This window comes from Mucilaginibacter sp. 5C4 (genome assembly GCF_034345625.1).
In the GTDB taxonomy this organism is placed as follows: domain Bacteria; phylum Bacteroidota; class Bacteroidia; order Sphingobacteriales; family Sphingobacteriaceae; genus Mucilaginibacter; species Mucilaginibacter aurantiaciroseus.
Genome location: NZ_CP133775.1, coordinates 2,714,308 through 2,734,922 on the forward strand (window position 1 = coordinate 2,714,308; position 20,615 = coordinate 2,734,922).

The 20,615-nt window shown below is 43.4% G+C and carries 21 protein-coding genes and 1 riboswitch; of the genes, 5 read left to right on the forward strand and 16 right to left on the reverse strand.

Features of this window, described 5'->3' with window-relative positions:
• Positions 1-3: 3 nt before the first annotated feature.
• From kynU to RHM67_RS12810, 5 genes are all read right to left on the reverse strand, one after another.
• Complete coding sequence (kynU, locus tag RHM67_RS12790) at positions 4-1,290, reverse strand: kynureninase (RefSeq protein WP_322227150.1); 1,287 nt, start codon at positions 1,288-1,290, stop codon at positions 4-6.
• A gap of 106 nt (positions 1,291-1,396) precedes the next feature.
• Complete coding sequence (locus RHM67_RS12795) at positions 1,397-1,897, reverse strand: pyridoxamine 5'-phosphate oxidase family protein (RefSeq protein ID WP_322227151.1); 501 nt, start codon at positions 1,895-1,897, stop codon at positions 1,397-1,399.
• Positions 1,898-1,945: 48 nt separating this feature from the next.
• Complete coding sequence (locus RHM67_RS12800; RefSeq protein WP_322227152.1) at positions 1,946-2,548, reverse strand: DNA-3-methyladenine glycosylase; 603 nt, start codon at positions 2,546-2,548, stop codon at positions 1,946-1,948.
• 62 nt (positions 2,549-2,610) lie between these two features.
• Positions 2,611-3,261 (reverse strand): alpha/beta hydrolase, encoded by a 651-nt coding sequence (locus tag RHM67_RS12805; protein ID WP_322227153.1) that lies wholly within the window; start codon positions 3,259-3,261, stop codon positions 2,611-2,613.
• A complete protein-coding gene (locus tag RHM67_RS12810) occupies positions 3,254-3,736 on the reverse strand; it encodes a GAF domain-containing protein (protein ID WP_322227154.1) in 483 nt (160 codons plus the stop codon). The genes RHM67_RS12805 and RHM67_RS12810 overlap by 8 nt, the downstream gene beginning before the upstream one ends.
• Before the next feature lie 75 nt (positions 3,737-3,811).
• On the opposite strand from RHM67_RS12810, the gene RHM67_RS12815 reads away from it, so the two are divergent.
• Together RHM67_RS12815 and RHM67_RS12820 are read left to right on the forward strand one after the other, a co-directional pair.
• Positions 3,812-4,525: a DUF3291 domain-containing protein gene (locus RHM67_RS12815; protein WP_322227155.1), complete on the forward strand. Its 714-nt coding sequence runs from the start codon at positions 3,812-3,814 to the stop codon at positions 4,523-4,525.
• Positions 4,522-4,770 carry a hypothetical protein gene (locus RHM67_RS12820; RefSeq protein WP_322227156.1) on the forward strand — a complete coding sequence of 83 codons (249 nt, stop codon included), beginning with the start codon at positions 4,522-4,524 and terminating at the stop codon, positions 4,768-4,770. The genes RHM67_RS12815 and RHM67_RS12820 overlap by 4 nt, the downstream gene beginning before the upstream one ends.
• A gap of 333 nt (positions 4,771-5,103) precedes the next feature.
• Here the strand turns inward: RHM67_RS12820 and RHM67_RS12825 are convergent, their stop codons facing one another.
• The 4 genes from RHM67_RS12825 to RHM67_RS12840 form a co-directional block, all read right to left on the reverse strand.
• Complete coding sequence (locus RHM67_RS12825; protein ID WP_322227157.1) at positions 5,104-5,793, reverse strand: NAD-dependent deacylase; 690 nt, start codon at positions 5,791-5,793, stop codon at positions 5,104-5,106.
• A 145-nt stretch (positions 5,794-5,938) separates the two neighbouring features.
• Positions 5,939-6,505, reverse strand: a complete 567-nt coding sequence (locus RHM67_RS12830) for a DUF6580 family putative transport protein (protein WP_322227158.1) — start codon at positions 6,503-6,505, stop codon at positions 5,939-5,941.
• 51 nt (positions 6,506-6,556) lie between these two features.
• A complete protein-coding gene (locus tag RHM67_RS12835; RefSeq protein WP_322227160.1) occupies positions 6,557-7,630 on the reverse strand; it encodes a DUF5074 domain-containing protein in 1,074 nt (357 codons plus the stop codon).
• Between the two features lie 9 nt (positions 7,631-7,639).
• The gene (locus RHM67_RS12840) at positions 7,640-9,673 is read right to left on the reverse strand and encodes a TonB-dependent receptor plug domain-containing protein (RefSeq protein WP_322227161.1); all 2,034 of its coding nucleotides are present in this window, start codon (positions 9,671-9,673) and stop codon (positions 7,640-7,642) included.
• 104 nt (positions 9,674-9,777) lie between these two features.
• A riboswitch (cobalamin riboswitch) is annotated at positions 9,778-9,985 on the reverse strand.
• A gap of 111 nt (positions 9,986-10,096) precedes the next feature.
• Between RHM67_RS12840 and RHM67_RS12845 the strand changes: the two genes are divergently transcribed.
• Entirely contained in the window at positions 10,097-10,876 is a 780-nt protein-coding gene (locus tag RHM67_RS12845) for an SRPBCC family protein (protein WP_322227162.1), read from the forward strand.
• A gap of 232 nt (positions 10,877-11,108) precedes the next feature.
• On the opposite strand, the gene rplT is transcribed toward RHM67_RS12845, so the two are convergent.
• From rplT to RHM67_RS12880, 7 genes are all read right to left on the reverse strand, one after another.
• Positions 11,109-11,453 carry a 50S ribosomal protein L20 gene (rplT, locus tag RHM67_RS12850; protein WP_067059791.1) on the reverse strand — a complete coding sequence of 115 codons (345 nt, stop codon included), beginning with the start codon at positions 11,451-11,453 and terminating at the stop codon, positions 11,109-11,111.
• 76 nt (positions 11,454-11,529) lie between these two features.
• Positions 11,530-11,730 (reverse strand): 50S ribosomal protein L35, encoded by a 201-nt coding sequence (gene rpmI / locus RHM67_RS12855; protein ID WP_067059792.1) that lies wholly within the window; start codon positions 11,728-11,730, stop codon positions 11,530-11,532.
• An 88-nt stretch (positions 11,731-11,818) separates the two neighbouring features.
• Positions 11,819-12,385 carry a translation initiation factor IF-3 gene (infC, locus tag RHM67_RS12860; RefSeq protein WP_134337813.1) on the reverse strand — a complete coding sequence of 189 codons (567 nt, stop codon included), beginning with the start codon at positions 12,383-12,385 and terminating at the stop codon, positions 11,819-11,821.
• A gap of 1 nt (position 12,386) precedes the next feature.
• Entirely contained in the window at positions 12,387-14,312 is a 1,926-nt protein-coding gene (thrS, locus tag RHM67_RS12865) for a threonine--tRNA ligase (protein ID WP_322227164.1), read from the reverse strand.
• A 127-nt stretch (positions 14,313-14,439) separates the two neighbouring features.
• Positions 14,440-15,168 (reverse strand): (Fe-S)-binding protein, encoded by a 729-nt coding sequence (locus RHM67_RS12870; protein ID WP_322227165.1) that lies wholly within the window; start codon positions 15,166-15,168, stop codon positions 14,440-14,442.
• A 15-nt stretch (positions 15,169-15,183) separates the two neighbouring features.
• Positions 15,184-16,503: an MFS transporter gene (locus RHM67_RS12875; RefSeq protein ID WP_322227166.1), complete on the reverse strand. Its 1,320-nt coding sequence runs from the start codon at positions 16,501-16,503 to the stop codon at positions 15,184-15,186.
• Positions 16,504-16,564: 61 nt separating this feature from the next.
• Positions 16,565-17,254 carry an aspartate/glutamate racemase family protein gene (locus RHM67_RS12880; RefSeq protein WP_322227167.1) on the reverse strand — a complete coding sequence of 230 codons (690 nt, stop codon included), beginning with the start codon at positions 17,252-17,254 and terminating at the stop codon, positions 16,565-16,567.
• A gap of 150 nt (positions 17,255-17,404) precedes the next feature.
• Between RHM67_RS12880 and rnr the strand changes: the two genes are divergently transcribed.
• Together rnr and RHM67_RS12890 are read left to right on the forward strand one after the other, a co-directional pair.
• Complete coding sequence (rnr, locus tag RHM67_RS12885) at positions 17,405-19,543, forward strand: ribonuclease R (protein ID WP_322227168.1); 2,139 nt, start codon at positions 17,405-17,407, stop codon at positions 19,541-19,543.
• Between the two features lie 86 nt (positions 19,544-19,629).
• On the forward strand, positions 19,630-20,604 hold the full coding sequence (locus RHM67_RS12890; RefSeq protein ID WP_322227169.1) for a polyprenyl synthetase family protein: 975 nt from the start codon (positions 19,630-19,632) through the stop codon (positions 20,602-20,604).
• Positions 20,605-20,615: the final 11 nt, after the last annotated feature.

Here is a 20,615-nt window from a genome sequence, read left to right on the forward strand (position 1 = left end):
ATGTTATTTAACGGCTTCAAGCGCCTCAAAAAGACTTTCAGACGCCCTAAAAACGTCCGTAAATGAATTATAAAGCGGAACGGGGCTTAAACGGATCACATCCGGCTCGCGCCAGTCACCAATTACACCGTTTTCTGCGAGGTAATTGAAAATTGCTTTGGCATCGCGTTTACAAATTACAGAAAGCTGGCAACCGCGCTGACTTTTATCCGTCGGGGTGATGATCTGGTAAACTTCTTCACCGGACTTTTTATTCACTTCACCTATCAGGTACTCCAGGTAACCGGTAAGCGTTTCGCTTTTGGCGCGTAAGGCTTGCAAGCCCCCTGCTTTTTCAAAAATATCCAGCGATGAACGGTGCAGGGCCATTAGTAAGATGGGGCTGGTACTTACGTTCCACCCCTCTGCCCCGTTCTCTGCCTCGAAGCCCGGAGCCATTAAAAATTGTTTATCCTTACGGTAGCCCCACCATCCGGCAAAGCGGTTGAGTGTATTATCATCGAAATGCTTTTCATGAACAAATACCCCACTGATACCACCCGGGCCCGAATTCATGTACTTGTATGAGCACCAGCAGGCAAAGTCGGCATCCCAGTCGTGCAGTTTTAGGGGCACATTACCCGCAGCGTGCGCCAAATCAAAACCGACTATAGCCCCCGCCTCATGACCGGCTTTGCTTATAGCTTCCAAATCGAAGAACTGACCCGTGTAGTAATTTATGCCGCTGAACATTACCAGCGCCAATTCATCGGCGTTATCGGCGATCTGGTGCAGGATATCTTCGGTTCGTAATGTGGTTTCACCTGCACGTGGAGCAACCTCAACAATTGCATCTTTAGGATCGAATCCGTGGAAACGCACCTGGCTTTCCATGGCATATTGATCTGACGGGAACGCCCCTGCTTCCATCAGTATTTTATATCGTTTACTTGTTGGCTTATAGAAACTTACCATCAGTAAGTGAAGATTCACTGTAAGTGAATTCATCACCGTAATTTCCGTTTCCTTGGCGCCTAAAATATTGGCTAATGGCAGAAGTAATGCCTTATGATATTTGAGCCAGGGTTCATCCCCCATAAACCAGCCTTCTACCGCGTTATCTTCCCATGCGTTCAGCTGATCCTGGATATATTTTTTTGCTGACCGCGGTTGAAGCCCTAAAGAGTTCCCGCAAAGGTAAACAGCCGGTTCGCCGTTATGTTTAGGGATCAAAAACTCTTCGCGAAAGCTTTTTAAGACATCCTGCTCATCCAGTTTTTGGGCAAATTGTAAAGTGTCCTGGTAAATCATCAGCCAATATTACAAAAAAGCTATTTCTTAAAACCAATTATATTAAATAACAAGGCCACAAATAAATCTTTGCGGCCTTAAATAAAGATTGATTCCCTTTAGAAAATTATAATTCTATCTTCCCGTGTTTGCCTTCGTCGTACTGCTTGCCGGTTAGCCTTGCTTTTAGCATATTGAATAAGACAACCATACTACTGCTGCTGCTATCCCAGTATTCAGCGTCTGTTGGTGCTATTTTTAGCAAAGTAAGTTTAGGATCATCTAATCCTTCGGGAAAGAATGCCTCAATAAAAGGGTTCCATAATTCTTTCATTTTCGCTTTATCATCAACCAGGGATGCTTCGGCTACAATACTAAGGTAGGTATGCGCTTTAACATCAGAATAGGTTAATGAAACGGTGTTCTCAACCGAGATCTCGCTTACCTTTGGCGAATATTCATTGGTAAAGAACCAGATGTTGCCTTCATCATCAATATCGGCAGTGCCCATTGGCCTGCTGTTAAAACCTTTTTCTTCATTATAGGTGGTAAGCATCGCTGTTCTTACCTCGTTCACTTTGTCCTGTAAATATTTCAGGCTTTCTGTTTTTGACCAATCTCTGCTCATCGTATGTCTTTAGTGTTGATTTCGTATGAACATTAACCAACAAAAAAATTATTTGTTGGGCTTGCTCACATAAATATTTCCTTTTACATAAAAACGGTACGGCAGCAGCGCGTCATTACCGGCATAACCAACCCCAATGCGCGGGCCTGCAGCAACCTCTTCGTCCGAAATGGTTAACCCCCTGTCCTCGATCCAGATCACATCACTTTGCAGGCTAACCGCGTTTATTTTACGGGAGATGCCCAAAGCTTTAGCAACCGAACCCGGGCCTTTGGTGATGTTAGGCTTTACATTTTCCATATTTCGTCTCAACATCATAACATCCAATCCGTCAGTAGGTTGTATAGCCCTAATTAAAATGGCGTGGGGATGCCCTTCTTCTGATACTACCACGTTAAACATCTCGTGAATACCGTAGCATAGATACACGTACGATACCCCGCCCTGCATGTACATGGTTTGGGTACGCGGGGTTAAACGCCCGCCGTATGAATGCGCGGCCTTATCGTTAACTCCTGCGTAAGCTTCTGTTTCCACAATGTATCCGCCGGTAAGGTCGCCATCGATATTGGTGAAAAGGTATTTGCCTATCAGGTCGCGACTAAGCGCAACTACGTCTGGGTTATGGTAATAGCTTTCGGGTAATTTCATCCGAACAATTAGTGAATTAGTGATTTCCTTGTTACTTGAAAATCCCTATGCGAGTTTAATGTTTATTTCAGAATATCGGCCAGCAGGGCGTTTATTTCATCTGCCCTGTCAAACACCATAATGTGCGTACCGCCCTTTATAACCGCTGTGGGGTTTTTAATGTTTTGGTGAGGAAAAACAAGGTCTTTGTCGCCGATGATATGATACAGATTTGCAACCTCAACATCATTTCTCCAATACAGCACTACCCGCATCGCCCATTTCATAAACACAGGCGACGAGTTACGCAACATACTTTTGAATAGCGCCAAGTCATTGGTATTCATCTTACCAAACATTCCCTTTATTAAGAACCCTAAATGTGTCATCAATTTACCGGGTATGGCTTTATAAACCGGCAGGCTACTGAAGAACTTAAAGTACCATGGCGCTTCGCTATCCGTTTTAATACTTGATATTAGTATTACCTTATTAAGCTTTACCTGTTTGGCAATCTCAACCGAGATCATCCCGCCAAGGGAAACGCCAATTATTATTGAATTTTCTTCGATACCATATTGATTGATAATACTTTGCGCATAAGTGATTAAAGTATCATCCGGCTTTGGGACAAACCAGTCAACCAAAATAACTTCATACGCTTCGGGTAATATAATGTCCTTAAATAAACGGCTATCAGCCCCAAGTCCGGCTATCAAATAAACCTTAGGCATTGAATTTTATTAAGCCGATTACCTCATTAAGATACTTAGCATCCATTTCATCAAATTCATTCAATTCCGAACTATCCACATCAAGCACGCCAATTACTTGTTCACGGTGGATAAGCGGCAGTACGATCTCTGAACGTGATAATGAACTACAGGCAATATGCCCCGGGAATTCTTCCACATCGGGCACTATCAGCGTTTTGGCTTTTGCCCACGAGGTACCGCAAACGCCACGACCTTTGGCAATGCGCGTACACGCTACGGGTCCCTGGAATGGGCCTAAAACCAATTCATCCTGCTTCACCAAGTAAAAACCAACCCAAAACCATTTAAACTGTTCTTTTAACGCTGCCGCGATGTTTGCCAGGTTTGCCACCAGGTCAGTTTCACCTTCCAGTAATGCCGCTATCTGCGGGATAAGCGCCCTGTACTGCTCTTCTTTATTAGCTGATGCTGTGATTTGTAAATCCTCTGCCATAAAGCAAATGTAATATGCCTGTGTTGAAAGTAAATAAGCTAAATCTCATATTTAATATTTTATTTTCGTAACAAGATGATCGTAAGCCTCACTATAATACGTTACCGCAAAGCTTTTGTGCCATTTGCCCTGTTGGCCATGGCCGTACACCGCCTGCCCATGATGTTACAGGATGGCTGTAGTTTTTGGAAGTTGTTGGGCAGCGGCCGCAACGGCACTTTCGATTTGCAACCCGACTGGCAGCAATGGGGACTTTTGGCAGTATGGAATGAACGGGAAGATTATGAACGCTTTGCCAAAACTTCCTTCGTAAGCAAATGGTGGAAAACTATCGGCACCGAAAGCTGGACACTTTTATGCGAACCGGTGGTAAGCCACGGCAAATGGGACGGCAAAGAACCCTTTGGCAAACCCGATGGCAAAGTCGAAGGCGGGCCAATGGCGGTACTTACCCGCGCTACTGTTAAAATGAGCAGACTGAAAAACTTTTGGTCGCATGTGGATGAGGTGGCCAACCTGATGGTTGACGCGCCGGGATACATCACTTCATTTGGTGTGGGTGAAGCACCAATTTACCGCCAGGCTACCTTTTCGGTTTGGGAAAGTATGGAGCACATGAAGTCCTTTGCCTACGGCAGTAAACAGCATGCTGAAGTGATCAAAAAAACGCGTAGCGAAGGCTGGTACAGCGAAGAGCTTTTCGCCCGTTTCCGCATCATTGAAACCACGGGAACTGTTAATGGGAAAAACCCTTTGGACGGGTTGTTAAAACAAGATTTTACAACATGAGAATAATAGCAGAATTACCACACCCCGATTTTAAAATATCTATCCTTAGCATGAACCAAAAGTTTATTGTAAAGATAGAAAAAGGCACATTGGAGCAGACCTACAAGATCCCGGATATGGATTTGACTGAGGGCGTTAACAGCGTTTTTGAATTGCTTGATGAACCCTTTTTGAAGACCGTTTCGGCACGCTTTGTAGAAATGGGCAAAGACTTTAGGGAAAGTTACTACAGGTATAACTATTAGTAGATATAGAATTCATAAGTATTTGTAAAATAGATGATTATATTTTACAAATCTCAATCACAGAATTTTATTTTGCAGTGGTTTTAGTATAATTCGAACATTTCAAATTTATTAGATTAATTTATTGCGAATTTAAAACACATATAAATTGTTTAAAATACTGAAAATTAATAAGTTATGTTAATTAAAAACACATCAACCAAATTATATTTGGTAGCATTTTGAAGCTTATTTTAGTAATTATATACGCCAATAACCCTTTTGCTAATACAATTTGGCAAAACAAGCTAAATGATATTTAATCAATAAAAAAGCTTTTTTTTTGTGACCGTTTTATTGGGCATTTTTAATGAGCTCATCTACCAGCACGGGCACCCCTACCGTGGCTTTATAAGGCATCTCTACAATTCGTTTATTGCTTACTGTTGGGATGTTTGGGTCGATGATATATTTGGTTACATCGCGCGAAACATAGTTGATCAATCCCGCTGCCGGGTATACTGCAAGTGATGTACCCACCAGAATAAATAGCTCGGCTTCTGAACAAATTTTTGCGGCTGTTTCAATCATTGGTACAGCTTCGCCAAACCATACTACGTGCGCACGTAATTGCGAACCTAACTCACACTTCTCCCCCATCTTCAATTCCCAGCCATTTATCGGATAAGTCAGGTTAGCATTCATACTCGATTGCGACCTAATAATAATGCCGTGCAGGTGCACCACATTAGTTGAGCCCGCCCGCTCGTGAAGGTCGTCAATATTTTGGGTAATAATGGTGACATGATATTGCGCTTCCAATTTTGCCAGCGCATAATGAGCGGCGTTAGGTTCGGCTTCTAAAACGGATCTGCGGCGTTGGTTATAAAAATCCTGAACCAACGCGGGGTCGCGCTCCCAGGCCTCAGGCGTGGCTACGTCCTCAATGTTATATCCCTCCCAAAGCCCATCGCTGTCCCTGAAGGTTTTTAAGCCACTCTCAGCGCTTATTCCCGCGCCGGTGAGCACTACTATTCTTTTCATAATTAATGGTTATTAAGGCGAGAAGTATCGCGCCTCTACAATAAAAAAACATGTAGATACGCAATACTTCGCGTATCTGTCCGCGCACACTAACAAAAAAAGCGGTTAACCAAAGGCCAACCGCTTTCTAAATAATATTATCAGCTTACAAAGCCAGTTGCCTTTTGCCTTGCAAAGCAGTGAATTTGCTTTTTGCCAGCTCGAACCCGCCGAACAGGATTGCGCCATAAACGGCATCAGCTATCAGCATATTGGTTTCAAACGGATAGACCGCTTTAACTAACAGCGTACCATAGTTAGCCCAAGTATTTGGCATGCCGTAAACAAACGGCAGGTCCATTATAAGCCAGTGGATCAAAACAGCTACTACAGATGCTGCCGCTACGTTTAGCATTGTCACTTTTTTTATGAAGGTACCCACAAATGTCATCAGCATAAAACAGCCGTACATAAATAACGAACTGGTGTAAAACGTAAACTTACCCGCGTAAATGTAGTTGATAACCACATCGCTTATTACAAGTGCCATCAAAGGCACCAGGTAAGCCTTCCATTTATCGGCAAAGTAAGCACCGCCAAATAAGGCAACTGCACCCACAGGTGTAAAATTGCTTAAGGCAGGTACTTGCGTATTTACAATGCGCATGGCTATGGCAGCAAGCACCATTACTATAAGTACGGTTGTACGGGTATTCGTTTTTTGTAAAGACATATTCGGGTTATCTACCGCAAATTTATTGATAATACACTATAAAATAAAATGCTATTTATTAACGAAAACTATCGCGCCCGGGTTGATACCTGTGGCAATGTCATACTCGTATTTACCTGTTTTATCGTATGCGAATAGCTTACCATTGCTGCTAAAATCTTTTGCATCGGTCACAAAAACCTCGCCTGTCGTAGGGTCAACAGCTAAAGAATAAGGTGCATTAAGAGTTGTACCGCCTATAGTAAAGTTTTCATTTATAACCAATTGGGTTTTTAAGTTGTAAACTTTAATCTTACCGGCATCAGAATAATAATACGCTATATCTCCACTCACAAAAAACGGAGTGCCGTAACCTGCATCGATATCTTTTGTGGTTTTAACCACATCTGTGTTATTGTCGATAATTGTGATCTTAGGAACAGATGGATACGTACCGTAAGCTATAACATATACATCGCCTAAGGCATCTGCAGATATAGTTGTTGGGTTTAATGCTACCTCAATTTTCTTGATTTCTGTTAAGGTATTCAGGTCAATAACAGAAACGGTTTTATCTGGCGTTGAACTTAATCCACCTGAGTTGGCAACATATAATTTACCATTAGAAATAACCATCTGCTCGGGGTTGCGGCCTACTTTGATGTATTTTTCGATATTTAACGTAGCGGTATCTAACACAGCTACCGTACCGTCGTAAGAAGATATAAAAGCTTTGTTCTTGTTAAACACTACGTAGCGCGGCTGGCGGTCGGTAGCGCCATCAACCATTTTTATTTGCTTGATAGATTTTGCGGTTTTAGCGTTTACAATTTCTAATGTACTCGAGTAATTCACAGTGATGTACATTTTAGAGCCGTAAATTTTAGCATCCTGCCCGGTATCACCAAGTCCGCGACCGTTAGCTGCTGTAAAAATATCGGCGGTGGCAGTTTTGGTAGTGTAGTTATAAAAGCTAAGCGAACTGTTGTTGTGAGTGATATTGCCCTGGTTCACTATATAAATGCCTGCGCGCTGTTCTGAGGCAGGCAGTTCTGGTGTTTGTGTGATCTTGTCTTTATTACAAGCCGACAATACAGATGCTAATGCCGCGGCAATCATTAATGTTTTGAGTTGAAATTGTTTCATGATGATATATTAAATTGTTATTTGAATAGATAAACGATAAGAGCGGCCCGGCATGGGGTAACTCCTGATGATAGCATAATTTGTATTAAAAAGATTATTTACCTCGAACGAGGTTTGCAAAGGCATTTTACCGCTAATGAATTTATAAATAGCCGATGCATCTGTTACTGAATAACCGGGCACGAGGTATTCCGGCAAATTGTTGCCCGTATAATACCTGCCCGATGACATGATATGGTTAAAGTAAACCCCTGCATCTTTATAATTTACCCCGGCGTTTATTGCAAGCGTATGCTTTGGCGTATATGGGATCTGCTCCAGGTATTTGGAACTTGTAGGGTCGCTAACATCAATAGCCTGCTGATAAGTGTAATTGGTATTGAGCGAAGCGCTCCAGCCATTATGCTGTTTGGTTTGTGTTTTAAAACCAAGATCGATTCCCTTAATATCAACTTTACCCAAATTACTGAACGAGAATATTGCCGGGTTGCTGTTTGGGACAGCCAGGATCTTGTTCTTAACATAGTTGTAATAAGCATCGGCAGTAATAGCTATGTATTCAAATATGCCATCTACGTTTTTAGAATATGTGGCTCCCAAATCATACTGATATACAAATTCGGGTTTTATAACCCGCTCTACAAACGCATAATAATACAACTCATCTAAAGTTGGCGCGCGGAAAACGTTTTTGTAAAATGCCCGTATTTTAAGATTCGGATTGGAGAAAGGCTGCACCGTTGCCATCAGTGTTGGCGACAAAACCGACTTTTGCTGAAAGGCCGTACCCTTTTGCACTGTTTCGTGAATATTGGTTTGCAGCAGATTTCCCTGTAGTTGCCACTTACCCAGTTTTAGGCTACTGGCAATAACGTTTAAAAGCGTAAACCTTGCAGGGTAAGCGTACTTATCAATATCAGCATCTACTTTAGTATAGGATGCATCGATAGCGTAGGAGATATCCCAATTATTGGTTAAATGATATGAGAGGGCTACCGATTGATAAGCTTCGCGTTGTTTGTAATTTTCAAGAACAAATCCCTGGATGTTATTGTAAGGCGAATCGAGGTAACGGGTTTTTAGTTGGGAGAGTTTGCTGTTAAGTAATAGCGAAAGTCCGTTTTTAAATAGGCGTTCGTATCCTGTTTGTACAAATACATCGTCATTATTCAGGTGCTGCCCATGTCCTTCGGTATAAGATACTACCGCCCCCGGCAATCCACGTTTAGCGTTGTAGTAATTAAGGTGAATATTAAATTTACTACTATCATTTTTATTATAGTACAGCGCGGCATCTGTTTGTATTGATTCCACATCGCCGTGATGCCGGGTAGATACCGTGTCAGAACCATCGTTATCTACCTCATATTTATACCGGCCGTTGGCTTTTATATAATTGCCGTTTATAACAAATTGCCAGTTATTATTAGCCCGCTGTTGCCATTGGAGGTAAGGATTGATCAACCCAAAACTCCCCCCCTTTGCCCCCACCTGGATCTGGTATATTTTTTTGGCCGTCAAAGTTGGGCGGATAGTTTTAATGCTCAACACGCTTGCAGACGCGAAAGACCGTGCTGATTGCAACAGGTCACCGGGTTGGCCATTATACAGGGTGATCTCCTGAACATTATTGAGGTTGAATTTACTCAGATCTATTTGTCCGCTTTGGGCATCATTCAGCTGCACACCGTCGTATAACACAGCGGTATGGTTTGTGCCCAGGCTCCGTACCGATATGGTTTTTAATCCACCAATGCCGCCGTAATCTTTAATGTTAACGCCTGCAAAATTGCGCACGGCATCGGCCACATTAAAAGCACTGTAATGTGCAAAATCTTTTTGGGTGATTTGTTGAGCGGGTGTTAACGTTTGTAGCCTGAGTGCAGTCGATGCCTTTATCGGTACCTCTTTGAGATGTTTTGTAGTATCGCGCTGCGCGAAAACAACAGTTGAAGTTAATAGGAAAACGCCCGCAATACAAAACGTCTTGCTTATAAATGGGGGTTTTGCTAACCTGAAAATACTATCGTAACCGTGCCTCATGCTGATGTTAAAACATCATAGCGTACAAAAATGGAAAATACAAGAATGGAAATACACCGCCTTATGAAGAGCATTCACACCCAAGCTTCAATCCCCGAAAGCTATGAATAATATAATGCTGAGGCAGGTATTCTGACTTGCTCCCCTTTGCCCTGCCTTCCCATCCCGAAATACTCGGCACAGTGGCAATTTTGAACGGACATTGGTTAACGGAGCTTACAGCTGCGGGACAGTTACAGATTTACACTGTATTCCCTTTTAATCCTGCTGTGAATTTGCTTCGTGGCAGGAACCTAAAGCGCTGCAAATGTAGCATTAGAAATGCTAACGGCAAATGCAATTATCAGCGCCGGTTAAATTAATTTCAATTAACGAAAACCCGCTGTAATTTAAGGTGTTTAATAAATACAAACGCAACATACCATGACATCATTAGCATTGCAAAATAGATACCGTGGCCCGGCGGAAAGCCAGGAACCAAGTTTAAACCTTTCTACCGCCGAGCGCACCATTTCTATCGCAAGTGGTATTAAACTAGCATTATCCGGTTTTAGAGGATTATTCAAAAGCCCTTTCGCCAGCATTATCAAGCTTGGCGCTGGTGGCTACCTTCTTAACCGCGGGCTTACCGGCCATTGCGAACTATACTCGCGCATGGGCCGTAACAATACCAAGCCGGTAAACATAAATATCCGTTCATCATACCATATTGATAAACCACGCCAGGAAGTTTATGACTTTTGGCGCAAGCTGGATAACCTGCCCCTTTTCATGAAACACCTCGAGAGTGTGGAGGTCATAGATAATAAACGCTCACATTGGGTGTTAAAACTACCTATCGGCACAGCCAAAGTAAGCTGGGATGGCGAGATCGTTCGTGATGAGCCGGGTTACAGCATCGGCTGGAGTTCAATACCCGGGTCATTAATCGATAACGCTGGTAAAGTACGTTTCCAGGATAGCCTTAATGGCAGCGGCACCTTGGTAGATATCATCATCAGCTACCGCCCGCCTGCCGGTGGTTTTGGAGGTGGCATCGCCCATATCTTAAACCCTGTATTTAAAAACATGGTCGATAAGGATGTACGCAACTTTAAACAGTATATGGATATTGATGGCGGCATCGCTTCATATACATCACAGGTAAATGATAACTACTATGCAGAACCCATAGCAATTGTAATTGAAGAAAAAAATTGTTGAAGATAGTTCGCTCGGAGATGATACCTCCCGCTTCCGTTCACATATTGAGCCTATTGATAGCAGGCAAACACCGGGTGCCGAGAGTTCGGTGTTGTAAGAGACGCTTGTCATGGTGAGCCAGTCGAACCATTAGCGAATTGTACAATCTTTCGACAAGTTCAAGATGACAATGTTATAAACAAAAAAGGCTTTCTGAATAAACAGAAAGCCTTTTCTTATAAATATGCGCTGATTATTTTACAGCGTCAATGATCGCTTTGAAAGCATCAGGGTGATTCATCGCTAAATCAGCTAATACCTTACGGTTTAAACCAATTTCTTTAGCGGCTAACTTACCTATTAATTGAGAGTAAGAAATGCCGTGCTGGCGTGCACCTGCGTTGATACGTTGGATCCATAAAGCCCTAAACTCGCGTTTTTTGGTCTTACGGTCACGGTATGCATACTGTAAACCTTTTTCTACTGTGTTTTTAGCAACGGTGTAAACCTTGCTTCTTGAACCCCAATAACCTTTGGCGAGGTTCATGATCCTTTTCCGGCGTCTTCTCGACGCGACTGCGTTAACTGAACGTGGCATGTTGTGTTGTTTTTGGTAGTGAGTGTCCTTTTCAGGAGCTTCTGTACTCTAATACCTGGTTAAAAAATTTGTTTGATTACTTGCCTATGCAAAGCATACGTTTTACGTTGCCTAAGTCAGCTTTAGATACCAAGCTGGTGTGACTAAGGTTACGCTTACGTTTAGTCGACATCTTTGTTAAGATGTGGCTTTTGAATGCGTTTTTTCTGGCAATTTTACCGGTTCCAGTAAGCCTAAAGCGCTTTTTTGCACTGGAATTGGTTTTCATTTTTGGCATAACTCTATTTATTTGTTTTTAGATGATTTACGTTATCTCAACGTTTTATTTTAATTGCAGCTGCATACCAACGCACCTGCCTTAATTATTACTTTTTCTGCGCTTTTGAAGCAACCGTTAAAAACATACGTTTACCTTCCAGCTTTGGTAATTGCTCTACTTTACCTAAATCTTCTAATGCCTGTGCAAAACGCAGCAATAGTATCTCGCCTTGTTCTTTATATACAATTGCACGGCCTTTAAAGTGTACGTAAGCCCTTACTTTTTCGCCGGCTTCCAAAAACTTTTGCGCATGCTTTAATTTAAATTCAAAGTCATGGTCATCAGTATTCGGCCCGAAACGGATCTCTTTAATAACGGTTTGCTTGGCATTGCTTTTTATCTCTTTTAGTTTCTTCTTTTGCTCGTAAACGAATTTATTATAATCGGTTACTTTACAAACGGGAGGTACTGCGTTTGGAGATATCTCAACCAGGTCAAGTTCTTGTTCCTGAGCGATGGCAAGTGCATCTCTTAACGAGAATATACCCTGCTCAACGTTGTCACCTACAAGGCGCACTTCTTGTGCCCTAATAAACTGGTTGATATTATGTTCGGCTTCTTTTTTCTTAAATGGAAGCCTTGGTCCTCTGTTGAAAGGTTTGTTTAAAGCCAAGTTATACTGTTATTTCTTTAATTATTTGTTGTTTAAAATTCTCAATGCTCATGCTACCCAAATCGCCTGTGCCGTGTTTGCGGACAGAAACCAACCCTTCGGTTGCCTCTTTTTCGCCTACAATAAGCATATAGGGGATCTTTTTAACTTCAGCGTCACGTATTTTACGCCCGATTTTCTCGTCTCTAAAGTCAATCAGCCCGCAAATATCGGAATCTTTTAACTCATCTGAAAGTTTTTTTGCATATTCTTCATATTTTTCAGATATGGGCAGGATAATAAATTGCTCTGGCGACAACCAAAGCGGGAAATTACCGGCACAATGCTCAATTAATACGGCAACAAAACGTTCCAACGAGCCAAACGGTGCACGGTGGATCATTACCGGGCGGTGTTTTTGGTTATCGCTACCTGTATATTCCAGCTCAAAACGCTCCGGCAGATTGTAATCTACCTGGATAGTTCCTAACTGCCATTTACGGCCAAGGGCGTCCTTCACCATAAAATCCAGCTTAGGGCCATAAAAGGCCGCTTCGCCGTATTCTACTACGGTGGTCAGGTTTTTCTCAGCAGCAGCTTCGATGATAGCGCTTTCAGCTAAAGCCCAATTCTCATCAGTGCCAATATATTTGGTTTTGTTGTTAGAGTCGCGTAGCGATACCTGTGCGGTATAACTATCAAAACCCAGGGCAGCAAATACATAAAGTACCAAGTCAATAACCTTTTTAAATTCTTCTTTTACCTGGTCGGGACGGCAGAATAAGTGCGCGTCATCCTGTGTAAAACCACGTACACGGGTTAAGCCGTGCAGCTCGCCGCTTTGCTCGTAACGGTAAACAGTACCAAACTCTGCCAAACGCACCGGAAGGTCCTTGTAAGAGCGTGGTTTTGTTTTATAGATCTCGCAATGGTGCGGGCAGTTCATCGGTTTCAAGAAAAACTCCTCTCCCTCCTGCGGGGTTTTTATCGGTTGGAACGCATCGGCACCATATTTTTCGTAGTGACCAGATGTTACATAAAGGTTTTTGTGACCGATATGCGGTGTAATTACCTGCTCGTAACCGGATTTAGCCTGTGCTTTTTGCAGGAAATTAGTCAGGCGTTCGCGCAAAGCAGTACCTTTGGGCAACCACAATGGCAGGCCCATACCTACTTTTTCGCTAAAAGCAAACAGTTCCAATTCCTTACCTAATTTACGGTGGTCGCGTTTTTTGGCTTCCTCTATCAGGTGCAGGTAATCAGCCAACTCACTCGCCTTAGGGAAAGTAACCCCATAGATACGTGTAAGCTGTTTGCGGCTTTCATCGCCACGCCAGTATGCACCGGCAACGCTCATTAGCTTTACTGCTTTGATGCTACCTGTGTTAGGGATGTGCGGGCCACGGCACAAGTCGGTAAAGTTACCTTGTGTGTAAAAAGTAATGGCGCCATCCGGCAGGTCCTTCAAAAGGTCAAGCTTGTACTCATCCCCTTTCTCGGTAAAATATTCAATAGCATCGGCTTTGCTAACCGGTTTGCGAATGTATTCGCTTTTGGTTTTTGCAAGTTCGATAACTTTGTCTTCAATTTTCTTGAAATCATCTGATGAGAATGGCTCGTCGCCAAAGTCAACATCATAATAAAAACCGGTTTCGATAGCCGGGCCGATACCAAATTTGGTACCCGGGTATAAAGCCTCTAAAGCTTCGGCCAGTAAGTGGGCGGATGAGTGCCAATAGGTTGATTTACCTTTTGCATCGTTCCAGGTTAAAAGCTTAACTGCCGAATTTTCTTCGATAGGGCGGCTTGCATCCCAAATCTCGCCGTTTATTTCGGCAGCCAATACGTTACGTGCTAAACCTTCGGAGATAGACAAGGCTATCTGCATAGAAGTGATCCCTTTATCGTATTCACGAACGGAACCATCTGGAAGTGTAATACTAATCATCTACAACTATGATTTAAATTTTAAATAAATAAGTGAATTATAACCAATCGCATACTAACGCGATCTATACTTAGCGCAAAAATAGGATTTTATTTATACAGCGAAAGTAAATGTTTAAATAAGCGGCTTACACATTCCCCCACCCATGTGCAAGAACATCTGCTATGTGGATGGTTTTGATGGGCAAGCTGTTTTTATCGATATAACCTTGCAGGTGCAGCAGGCAGGAAGCGTCGGTAGAGATGATATATTCGGCACCGGCGGCAAGGGCGTTATCAACCTTTTGCTGTGCCATGGCAGTGGCTATGCCATCAAACTTAACGGCAAATGTGCCGCCGAAACCGCAGCAGGTTTCGTTATCTTTCAGGTCGACGAGTTCCAGGCCTAATACTTTAGAAAGCAGCTGGCGTGGCTCGTCTTTAATTTTGCATTCGCGCAGGCCGGCGCAGCTATCGTGATAAACGGCTCGGCCTTCCAGTTCGGCACCAAAATAATCAACGTTCAGGATGTTCACCAAAAAATCGCTTAGCTCGTAAATGTTGCTTTGGATGTTGCGGCATTTATTATGTAACGCGGTATTGGTAAATAGGTCGTTATAATAATTACGAACCATACAGGTGCAGGATGCTGATGGCGAAACAATAATGCTATCCTCGCGAAAATCATTCAGGAATTTACTACCCACAGCTTTGGCATCATCCCAAAAACCGGCATTGAATGCGGGCTGACCGCAGCAGGTTTGTTTGGGATTGTAGTTTACCTTGCATCCGGCTTTCTCAAGCACTTTAACGGTATTAAAAGCAGTGGCCGGATACAACTGATCTATAAAACACGGGATAAATAACTCAATTGTCATTAGTACGGGTAAATGTTAACGGGCGCTAAATTCGGCATTTTTCTTCGCTTTGTTCTCGGCTGCTAATAATGAAAACAGCAAAAACAAACCTACAACAAAGAATATGCCTAATACCAGTGTGGAGTTACGCATGCTGCCCGTCCACTCCTCAATAAAGCCAAAACTGAATAAACCGCCTACAATGGCAAGCTTTTCGGTAACGTCGTAAAAGCTAAAGAACGATGCGGTGTCAGTGATATCTTGCGGTAAATATTTAGAGTAGGTAGAACGTGATAACGACTGGATCCCGCCCATTACCAGGCCCACAAATATGGCTACAATATAAAAATGCGTTGCTGTTTTGGTGAAGTATGCAGCAATACAAATGCCTATCCATAGTAATACCACAAATATCAGCACCCGTACGTTACCATATTTATCAGATAGGCGCGACATTAGCGTAGCACCCGCAATGGCAACCACTTGTATGATGAGGATAATCTTGATCAAATCTTCGGTTGACATGCCCAATATTTTAGCGGCAAAGCTGGTGGCAACCAGCATAATGGTTTGTACGCCCATGGAGTAAAAAAAGAATGCCGACAAAAACCATTTAAGTAGCGGCATGCTTTTGATTTTAACCCAAACGCTGCCTAATTCTATAAAGCCGCCTTTGATAATATTTTTGTGGTGCGATTGCGCGTTAGGGCTGCCCTTAGGCAATATTTTGAATGGAATTAAAGCGAAACCTATCCACCAAATGCCTACTAACAGGAATGACAAGCGTGAAGCCGAGCCTTTTGTTAACCCGAAAGTATCGGGCATTAATATAAATACGAAGCAAATAAGCTGGAGCAAAACGCTGCCTATGTAGCCGTAAGTGAAACCTTTTGCGCTCACTTTATCCTGCATATCAAGAGTGGCAATCTCGGGCAGGTAGGAATTATAGAATACAAAACCACCGGCATAACCTATGGCTGCTATAGCGAAGGCCACAATGCCCCACTCAATATTTTGCTCATCCACAAAAAACAAACTGCAACAGGCAAGCGAGCCTAGTGCAGTAAAGAATTGCATAAATACTTTTTTGTTACCGCGGTAATCGGCAATGGAACTTAATATTGGAAGTAAAAGCACCATTACCAGGTAAGCGGCAGCAAGGGCATAATCTTGCAGAGCAGTATTAATAACGCTGAAGCCAAAAAAGTTTACCCGGTTACCGTTTGCCGCGTTGGCGGTAATAGCCACGTAATAGGCCGGGAAAACGGTTGTGGTGATCACCAGGTTGTAAGCCGAGTTAGCCCAATCGAACATAGCCCATGCCCGGATGGTTCTTTCGTTATTCTTTTCTTCCATTGCACATAAAAGTATGCAATTTTTGGAGTTTAAGAAATGTTTGAAAAAATCGACGTTTTCCTTACCCCAAAGCAAACTCAACCGCTGCTGCCGAATGTATCTGCGTGGTATCAAACTGCATTACATTGGTATCTTCGGGTTTTATCAGCAAAGGTATTTCGGTACAACCTAAAATAATGGCTTGCGCGCCGTTTTGTACTAAGTCTTCCATAATTTTCAGGTAACGGGCTTTGGTTTCGGGCAGTAAAATACCTTTGCCCAATTCGTCCATAAGCGTTTGGTGGATGTAATCGCGGTCGGCCTGGTTGGGTGTTATGGCTTCGATGCCCGCGGCAGTAAGCTTATCGGTAAAAAAAGTTTTCTCCATGGTGAACTTGGTGCCTAACAAAGCTACCTTGGTTAAGCCGTGCTGGTTTATAACTTTAGCAGTTGCTATCGCGATATTGATGACAGGTAGGCCAATGCCCTGTTCGGCTTCTTCGGCAACCAAATGCAACGTATTGGCACAAAGGATAATGGCTTCGGCACCAGCGTTTTTTAATCCGATTCCCGCGTCGATGATCATTTGAGTTGTTTTATCCCAATTGTTTTCAGCATGGTTTTTAACGATATCGGCGTAATTAAAAGAATGCAACAATAATTGCGCGGCATTTACGCCACCCAGTTTATCGTTAATGCCCTGGTTAATAAAGCGGTAATAATCTATGGTAGATACCCAACTGGTACCGCCGATAAGTCCTAAAGTTTTCATGTGGTAAAACTATCATAAATCATACAGGTTACCTATAAAGCCCAACAAAATCGACATTTTTTACATTATGCTTACGCGGGCTTTAAATGTTTCGCAATCGTTACCCTACAAAGCCTTAGCATTTCGTACCTTAGCAACAAACATCAATAAATGTCAAAAAAGAATAAACACAACTCTACCATAGACCAGGTGCTAACGCAAATGGTACTGGATATATTTGAACAAAACGGCAATACGCCGCTAAACCACAAACAAGTTTCTGCCAAGCTAAACGTACGCGACCCCGATGCCCGCGGCGTAATCCTTGACATACTAAAGAACGAAGCCTTTAAAGGCGTAATGAAAGAAGTAACGCCCGGCAAATTCCAACTGCTCGAGCTTAAAACTTTTGTTGAAGGCAAGGTTGACCTCACCAACGATGGCTCGGCCTTTATTGTTACCGACGACCCATCTGAAACCGATATTTTTGTAGCACCCCGTAAACTGCGGAACGCCCTTAACGGCGACCGTGTAAAGGTTTACGTGTACGCCAAAAGCCGAGGCAAACACCAGGAAGGCGAGATCATAGAGATATTGCAGCGTAACAAAATGGAGTTTACCGGTGTGGTGAAATTATCTGAGCGTTTCGCGTTCTTTATCCCCGATGATCGCAAGATGATGCACGATATTTTTATACCCATCAGCGATCTAAACGGTGCCAAGAATGGTATTAAAGCCGTAGCCGAAATTACCGACTGGCCTGCAAGTGCTAAAAACCCGATAGGCCGTATCAAACATATTTTGGGCGAGCAGGGCGAGAACGATACCGAAATGAACGCCATCCTGGCCGAGTACGGGTTCCCCCTTTCCTTCCCTGCCGAGGTTGAACGCGATGCCGAAGAGATCCCAAGCGAAATAAGCGCCGAAGAGGTTGCCAAGCGACGCGATTTTCGTGATGTGCTTACCTTTACCATCGACCCATTTGACGCAAAGGATTTTGATGATGCGCTATCGTTCAAAAAACTGGATAATGGAAATTACGAGGTTGGTGTACACATTGCTGATGTGTCGCACTATATAATTCCTGACTCGGCTTTGGATAAGGAAGCTTACGAACGTGGCACGTCAGTTTATCTGGTAGACAGGGTGATCCCGATGCTTCCGGAGCGGTTGTCTAATGGACTTTGTTCGCTTCGCCCGCATGAGGATAAGCTTTGCTTTGCCGCTGTATTTGAGCTGGATGAGGATGCCAATATCCAGACAGAATGGTACGGCAAAACCGTTATTCACTCCGACAGGCGCTTTACCTACGAAGAAGTACAGGACGTTATCGAAACAAAAACCGGTGATTACGTTGAGGAAATAGAAAAACTAAACGCCTTGGCCTACAAGCTTCGCGACCGCAAGTTTAAAGCAGGCGCCATCAGCTTTGAAACCACCGAGGTTAAATTTAAGCTGGATGAAACCGGCAAACCTACCGGCGTTTATGTAAAAGAACGTAAAGATGCCCACAAACTGATTGAAGACTTTATGCTTTTAGCTAACCGCAAGGTAGCCGAGCATGTAAGCAAAATGGGCAAAGGCAAGCATAAATATACCTTTGTATACCGCGTGCACGATACGCCAAAGCCCGATGCGCTGGCCAACTTCGCGCAATTTGCGGCAAGGTTTGGATATAAGATCAATACCAAGTCTGATAAGGAAACCGCCAAGTCACTCAATTTTTTAATGGAGGATGTGGAAGGTAAAAAAGAACAGAACGTGCTTACCCAGCTGGCTATCCGCTCGATGGCTAAAGCTATCTACACCACCAAAAGCAGCAGCCATTATGGTTTAGCATTTGACCATTACACGCACTTTACCTCGCCTATCCGTAGGTACCCGGATGTGATGGTGCACCGCTTGTTACAACATTACCTAAACGGCGGCCAAAGCGCCAACGCCGACCATTACGAAGAGCTTTGTAAGCACAGTTCGCAAATGGAGAAAAAGGCTGCGGATGCAGAGCGCTCATCTGTTAAATACAAACAGGCCGAGTACCTGAAAGACCAAGTGGGCAACATATTTACCGGCATAATCTCGGGCGTTACCGAATGGGGAATGTATGTAGAGATCGTACAGAACAAATGTGAGGGTATGATCCGCCTGCGCGATATAAGCGACGATTTTTATACTTTGGATGAGAAGAACTATGCCATCATTGGCCAGCGTAAAAAGAAGGTTTACCAGCTTGGCGATGAGGTGCAAATAAGAGTGAAGAACGTAGACCTTACCAAGAAACAAATAGACTTTTCATTAGTAAATAATTAATATGTGATTAGTGCAGGATATGAGTGTGAAGCGCGTTTACTATGCTCTTCACTCCTCGCCTCCGGCACTTTAACACACTCAAAAACATGAGAAAACTTGAAGACCTGCAGTCGCTGATTGCAAGCTCCGTAGCCGAACTTAAATACCCGGAATACCCGGCCGAATTATACGAACCCATCAAATACATATTGGCTTTGGGTGGCAAACGTATGCGCCCTGCCCTGCTCCTGATGGCTTGCGATTTGTTTGGCGGTGATGTAGAAGCTGCACTTCCCCCTGCACTGGCTATCGAGGTATTCCACAACTTCACGCTGATGCATGACGATATTATGGATAATGCCCCCAAAAGGCGTGGCAAAACCACCGTTCACGAAAAGTGGAACAATAACGTGGCTATCTTGTCGGGCGATGTGATGCTGATAGAGGGTTATAAGCTGATGATGCAGGTGCGCGACAACCTCCTGCGCAAGGTGCTCGATATCTTTAACGACACCGCAATCGGCGTTTGCGAAGGCCAGCAACTGGATATGACCTTCGAGACCAGCAACAACATCACCATTAAGGAATACATCAACATGATCCGCCTGAAAACGGCTGTGGTGCTTGGCGGCGCTTTAAAGATAGGCGCGCTTATCGGCGAAGCTGATGAGAAAGACGCTAATTTACTTTCGGAGTTTGGCATTAACCTGGGCATAGCTTTCCAGCTACAGGATGATATTTTGGACGTTTACGGCAACCCCGAAAAATTCGGCAAACAGGTTGGCGGGGATATCATCTCCAACAAAAAAACCTACCTGCTCATCAAAGCCCTGGAACTGGTTAAAGATACCAATGCCGAGAAACTGACCCGCTGGATCACCTTTCCAACTTTCGATGCCCCTGAAAAGGTTAAGGCTGTTACCGAGATTTATAACAGCGTAAACATCCGTCAGTTTGCCGAAGCCGAAATGCAGGCCTACGCCGAAAAAGCTTTTGAAGCATTAGACCAGATAACCCTGCCCGAAGAAAATAAACAATATCTGCGCGATTTTGCAGACGGGTTGTTGGTGAGGGAATATTAAATTTGATATGA

What these genes read in the sequence shown, in the direction of transcription:
- kynU (WP_322227150.1), bottom strand. Translation starts at nt 1,290, where the DNA reads ATGATTTACCAGGACACTTTACAATTTGCCCAAAAACTGGATGAGCAG.
- RHM67_RS12795 (WP_322227151.1), bottom strand. Translation starts at nt 1,897, where the DNA reads ATGAGCAGAGATTGGTCAAAAACAGAAAGCCTGAAATATTTACAGGAC.
- RHM67_RS12800 (WP_322227152.1), bottom strand. Translation starts at nt 2,548, where the DNA reads ATGAAATTACCCGAAAGCTATTACCATAACCCAGACGTAGTTGCGCTT.
- RHM67_RS12805 (WP_322227153.1), bottom strand. Translation starts at nt 3,261, where the DNA reads ATGCCTAAGGTTTATTTGATAGCCGGACTTGGGGCTGATAGCCGTTTA.
- RHM67_RS12810 (WP_322227154.1), bottom strand. Translation starts at nt 3,736, where the DNA reads ATGGCAGAGGATTTACAAATCACAGCATCAGCTAATAAAGAAGAGCAG.
- RHM67_RS12815 (WP_322227155.1), top strand. Translation starts at nt 3,812, where the DNA reads ATGATCGTAAGCCTCACTATAATACGTTACCGCAAAGCTTTTGTGCCA.
- RHM67_RS12820 (WP_322227156.1), top strand. Translation starts at nt 4,522, where the DNA reads ATGAGAATAATAGCAGAATTACCACACCCCGATTTTAAAATATCTATC.
- RHM67_RS12825 (WP_322227157.1), bottom strand. Translation starts at nt 5,793, where the DNA reads ATGAAAAGAATAGTAGTGCTCACCGGCGCGGGAATAAGCGCTGAGAGT.
- RHM67_RS12830 (WP_322227158.1), bottom strand. Translation starts at nt 6,505, where the DNA reads ATGTCTTTACAAAAAACGAATACCCGTACAACCGTACTTATAGTAATG.
- RHM67_RS12835 (WP_322227160.1), bottom strand. Translation starts at nt 7,630, where the DNA reads ATGAAACAATTTCAACTCAAAACATTAATGATTGCCGCGGCATTAGCA.
- RHM67_RS12840 (WP_322227161.1), bottom strand. Translation starts at nt 9,673, where the DNA reads ATGAGGCACGGTTACGATAGTATTTTCAGGTTAGCAAAACCCCCATTT.
- RHM67_RS12845 (WP_322227162.1), top strand. Translation starts at nt 10,097, where the DNA reads ATGACATCATTAGCATTGCAAAATAGATACCGTGGCCCGGCGGAAAGC.
- rplT (WP_067059791.1), bottom strand. Translation starts at nt 11,453, where the DNA reads ATGCCACGTTCAGTTAACGCAGTCGCGTCGAGAAGACGCCGGAAAAGG.
- rpmI (WP_067059792.1), bottom strand. Translation starts at nt 11,730, where the DNA reads ATGCCAAAAATGAAAACCAATTCCAGTGCAAAAAAGCGCTTTAGGCTT.
- thrS (WP_322227164.1), bottom strand. Translation starts at nt 14,312, where the DNA reads ATGATTAGTATTACACTTCCAGATGGTTCCGTTCGTGAATACGATAAA.
- RHM67_RS12870 (WP_322227165.1), bottom strand. Translation starts at nt 15,168, where the DNA reads ATGACAATTGAGTTATTTATCCCGTGTTTTATAGATCAGTTGTATCCG.
- RHM67_RS12875 (WP_322227166.1), bottom strand. Translation starts at nt 16,503, where the DNA reads ATGGAAGAAAAGAATAACGAAAGAACCATCCGGGCATGGGCTATGTTC.
- RHM67_RS12880 (WP_322227167.1), bottom strand. Translation starts at nt 17,254, where the DNA reads ATGAAAACTTTAGGACTTATCGGCGGTACCAGTTGGGTATCTACCATA.
- rnr (WP_322227168.1), top strand. Translation starts at nt 17,405, where the DNA reads ATGTCAAAAAAGAATAAACACAACTCTACCATAGACCAGGTGCTAACG.
- RHM67_RS12890 (WP_322227169.1), top strand. Translation starts at nt 19,630, where the DNA reads ATGAGAAAACTTGAAGACCTGCAGTCGCTGATTGCAAGCTCCGTAGCC.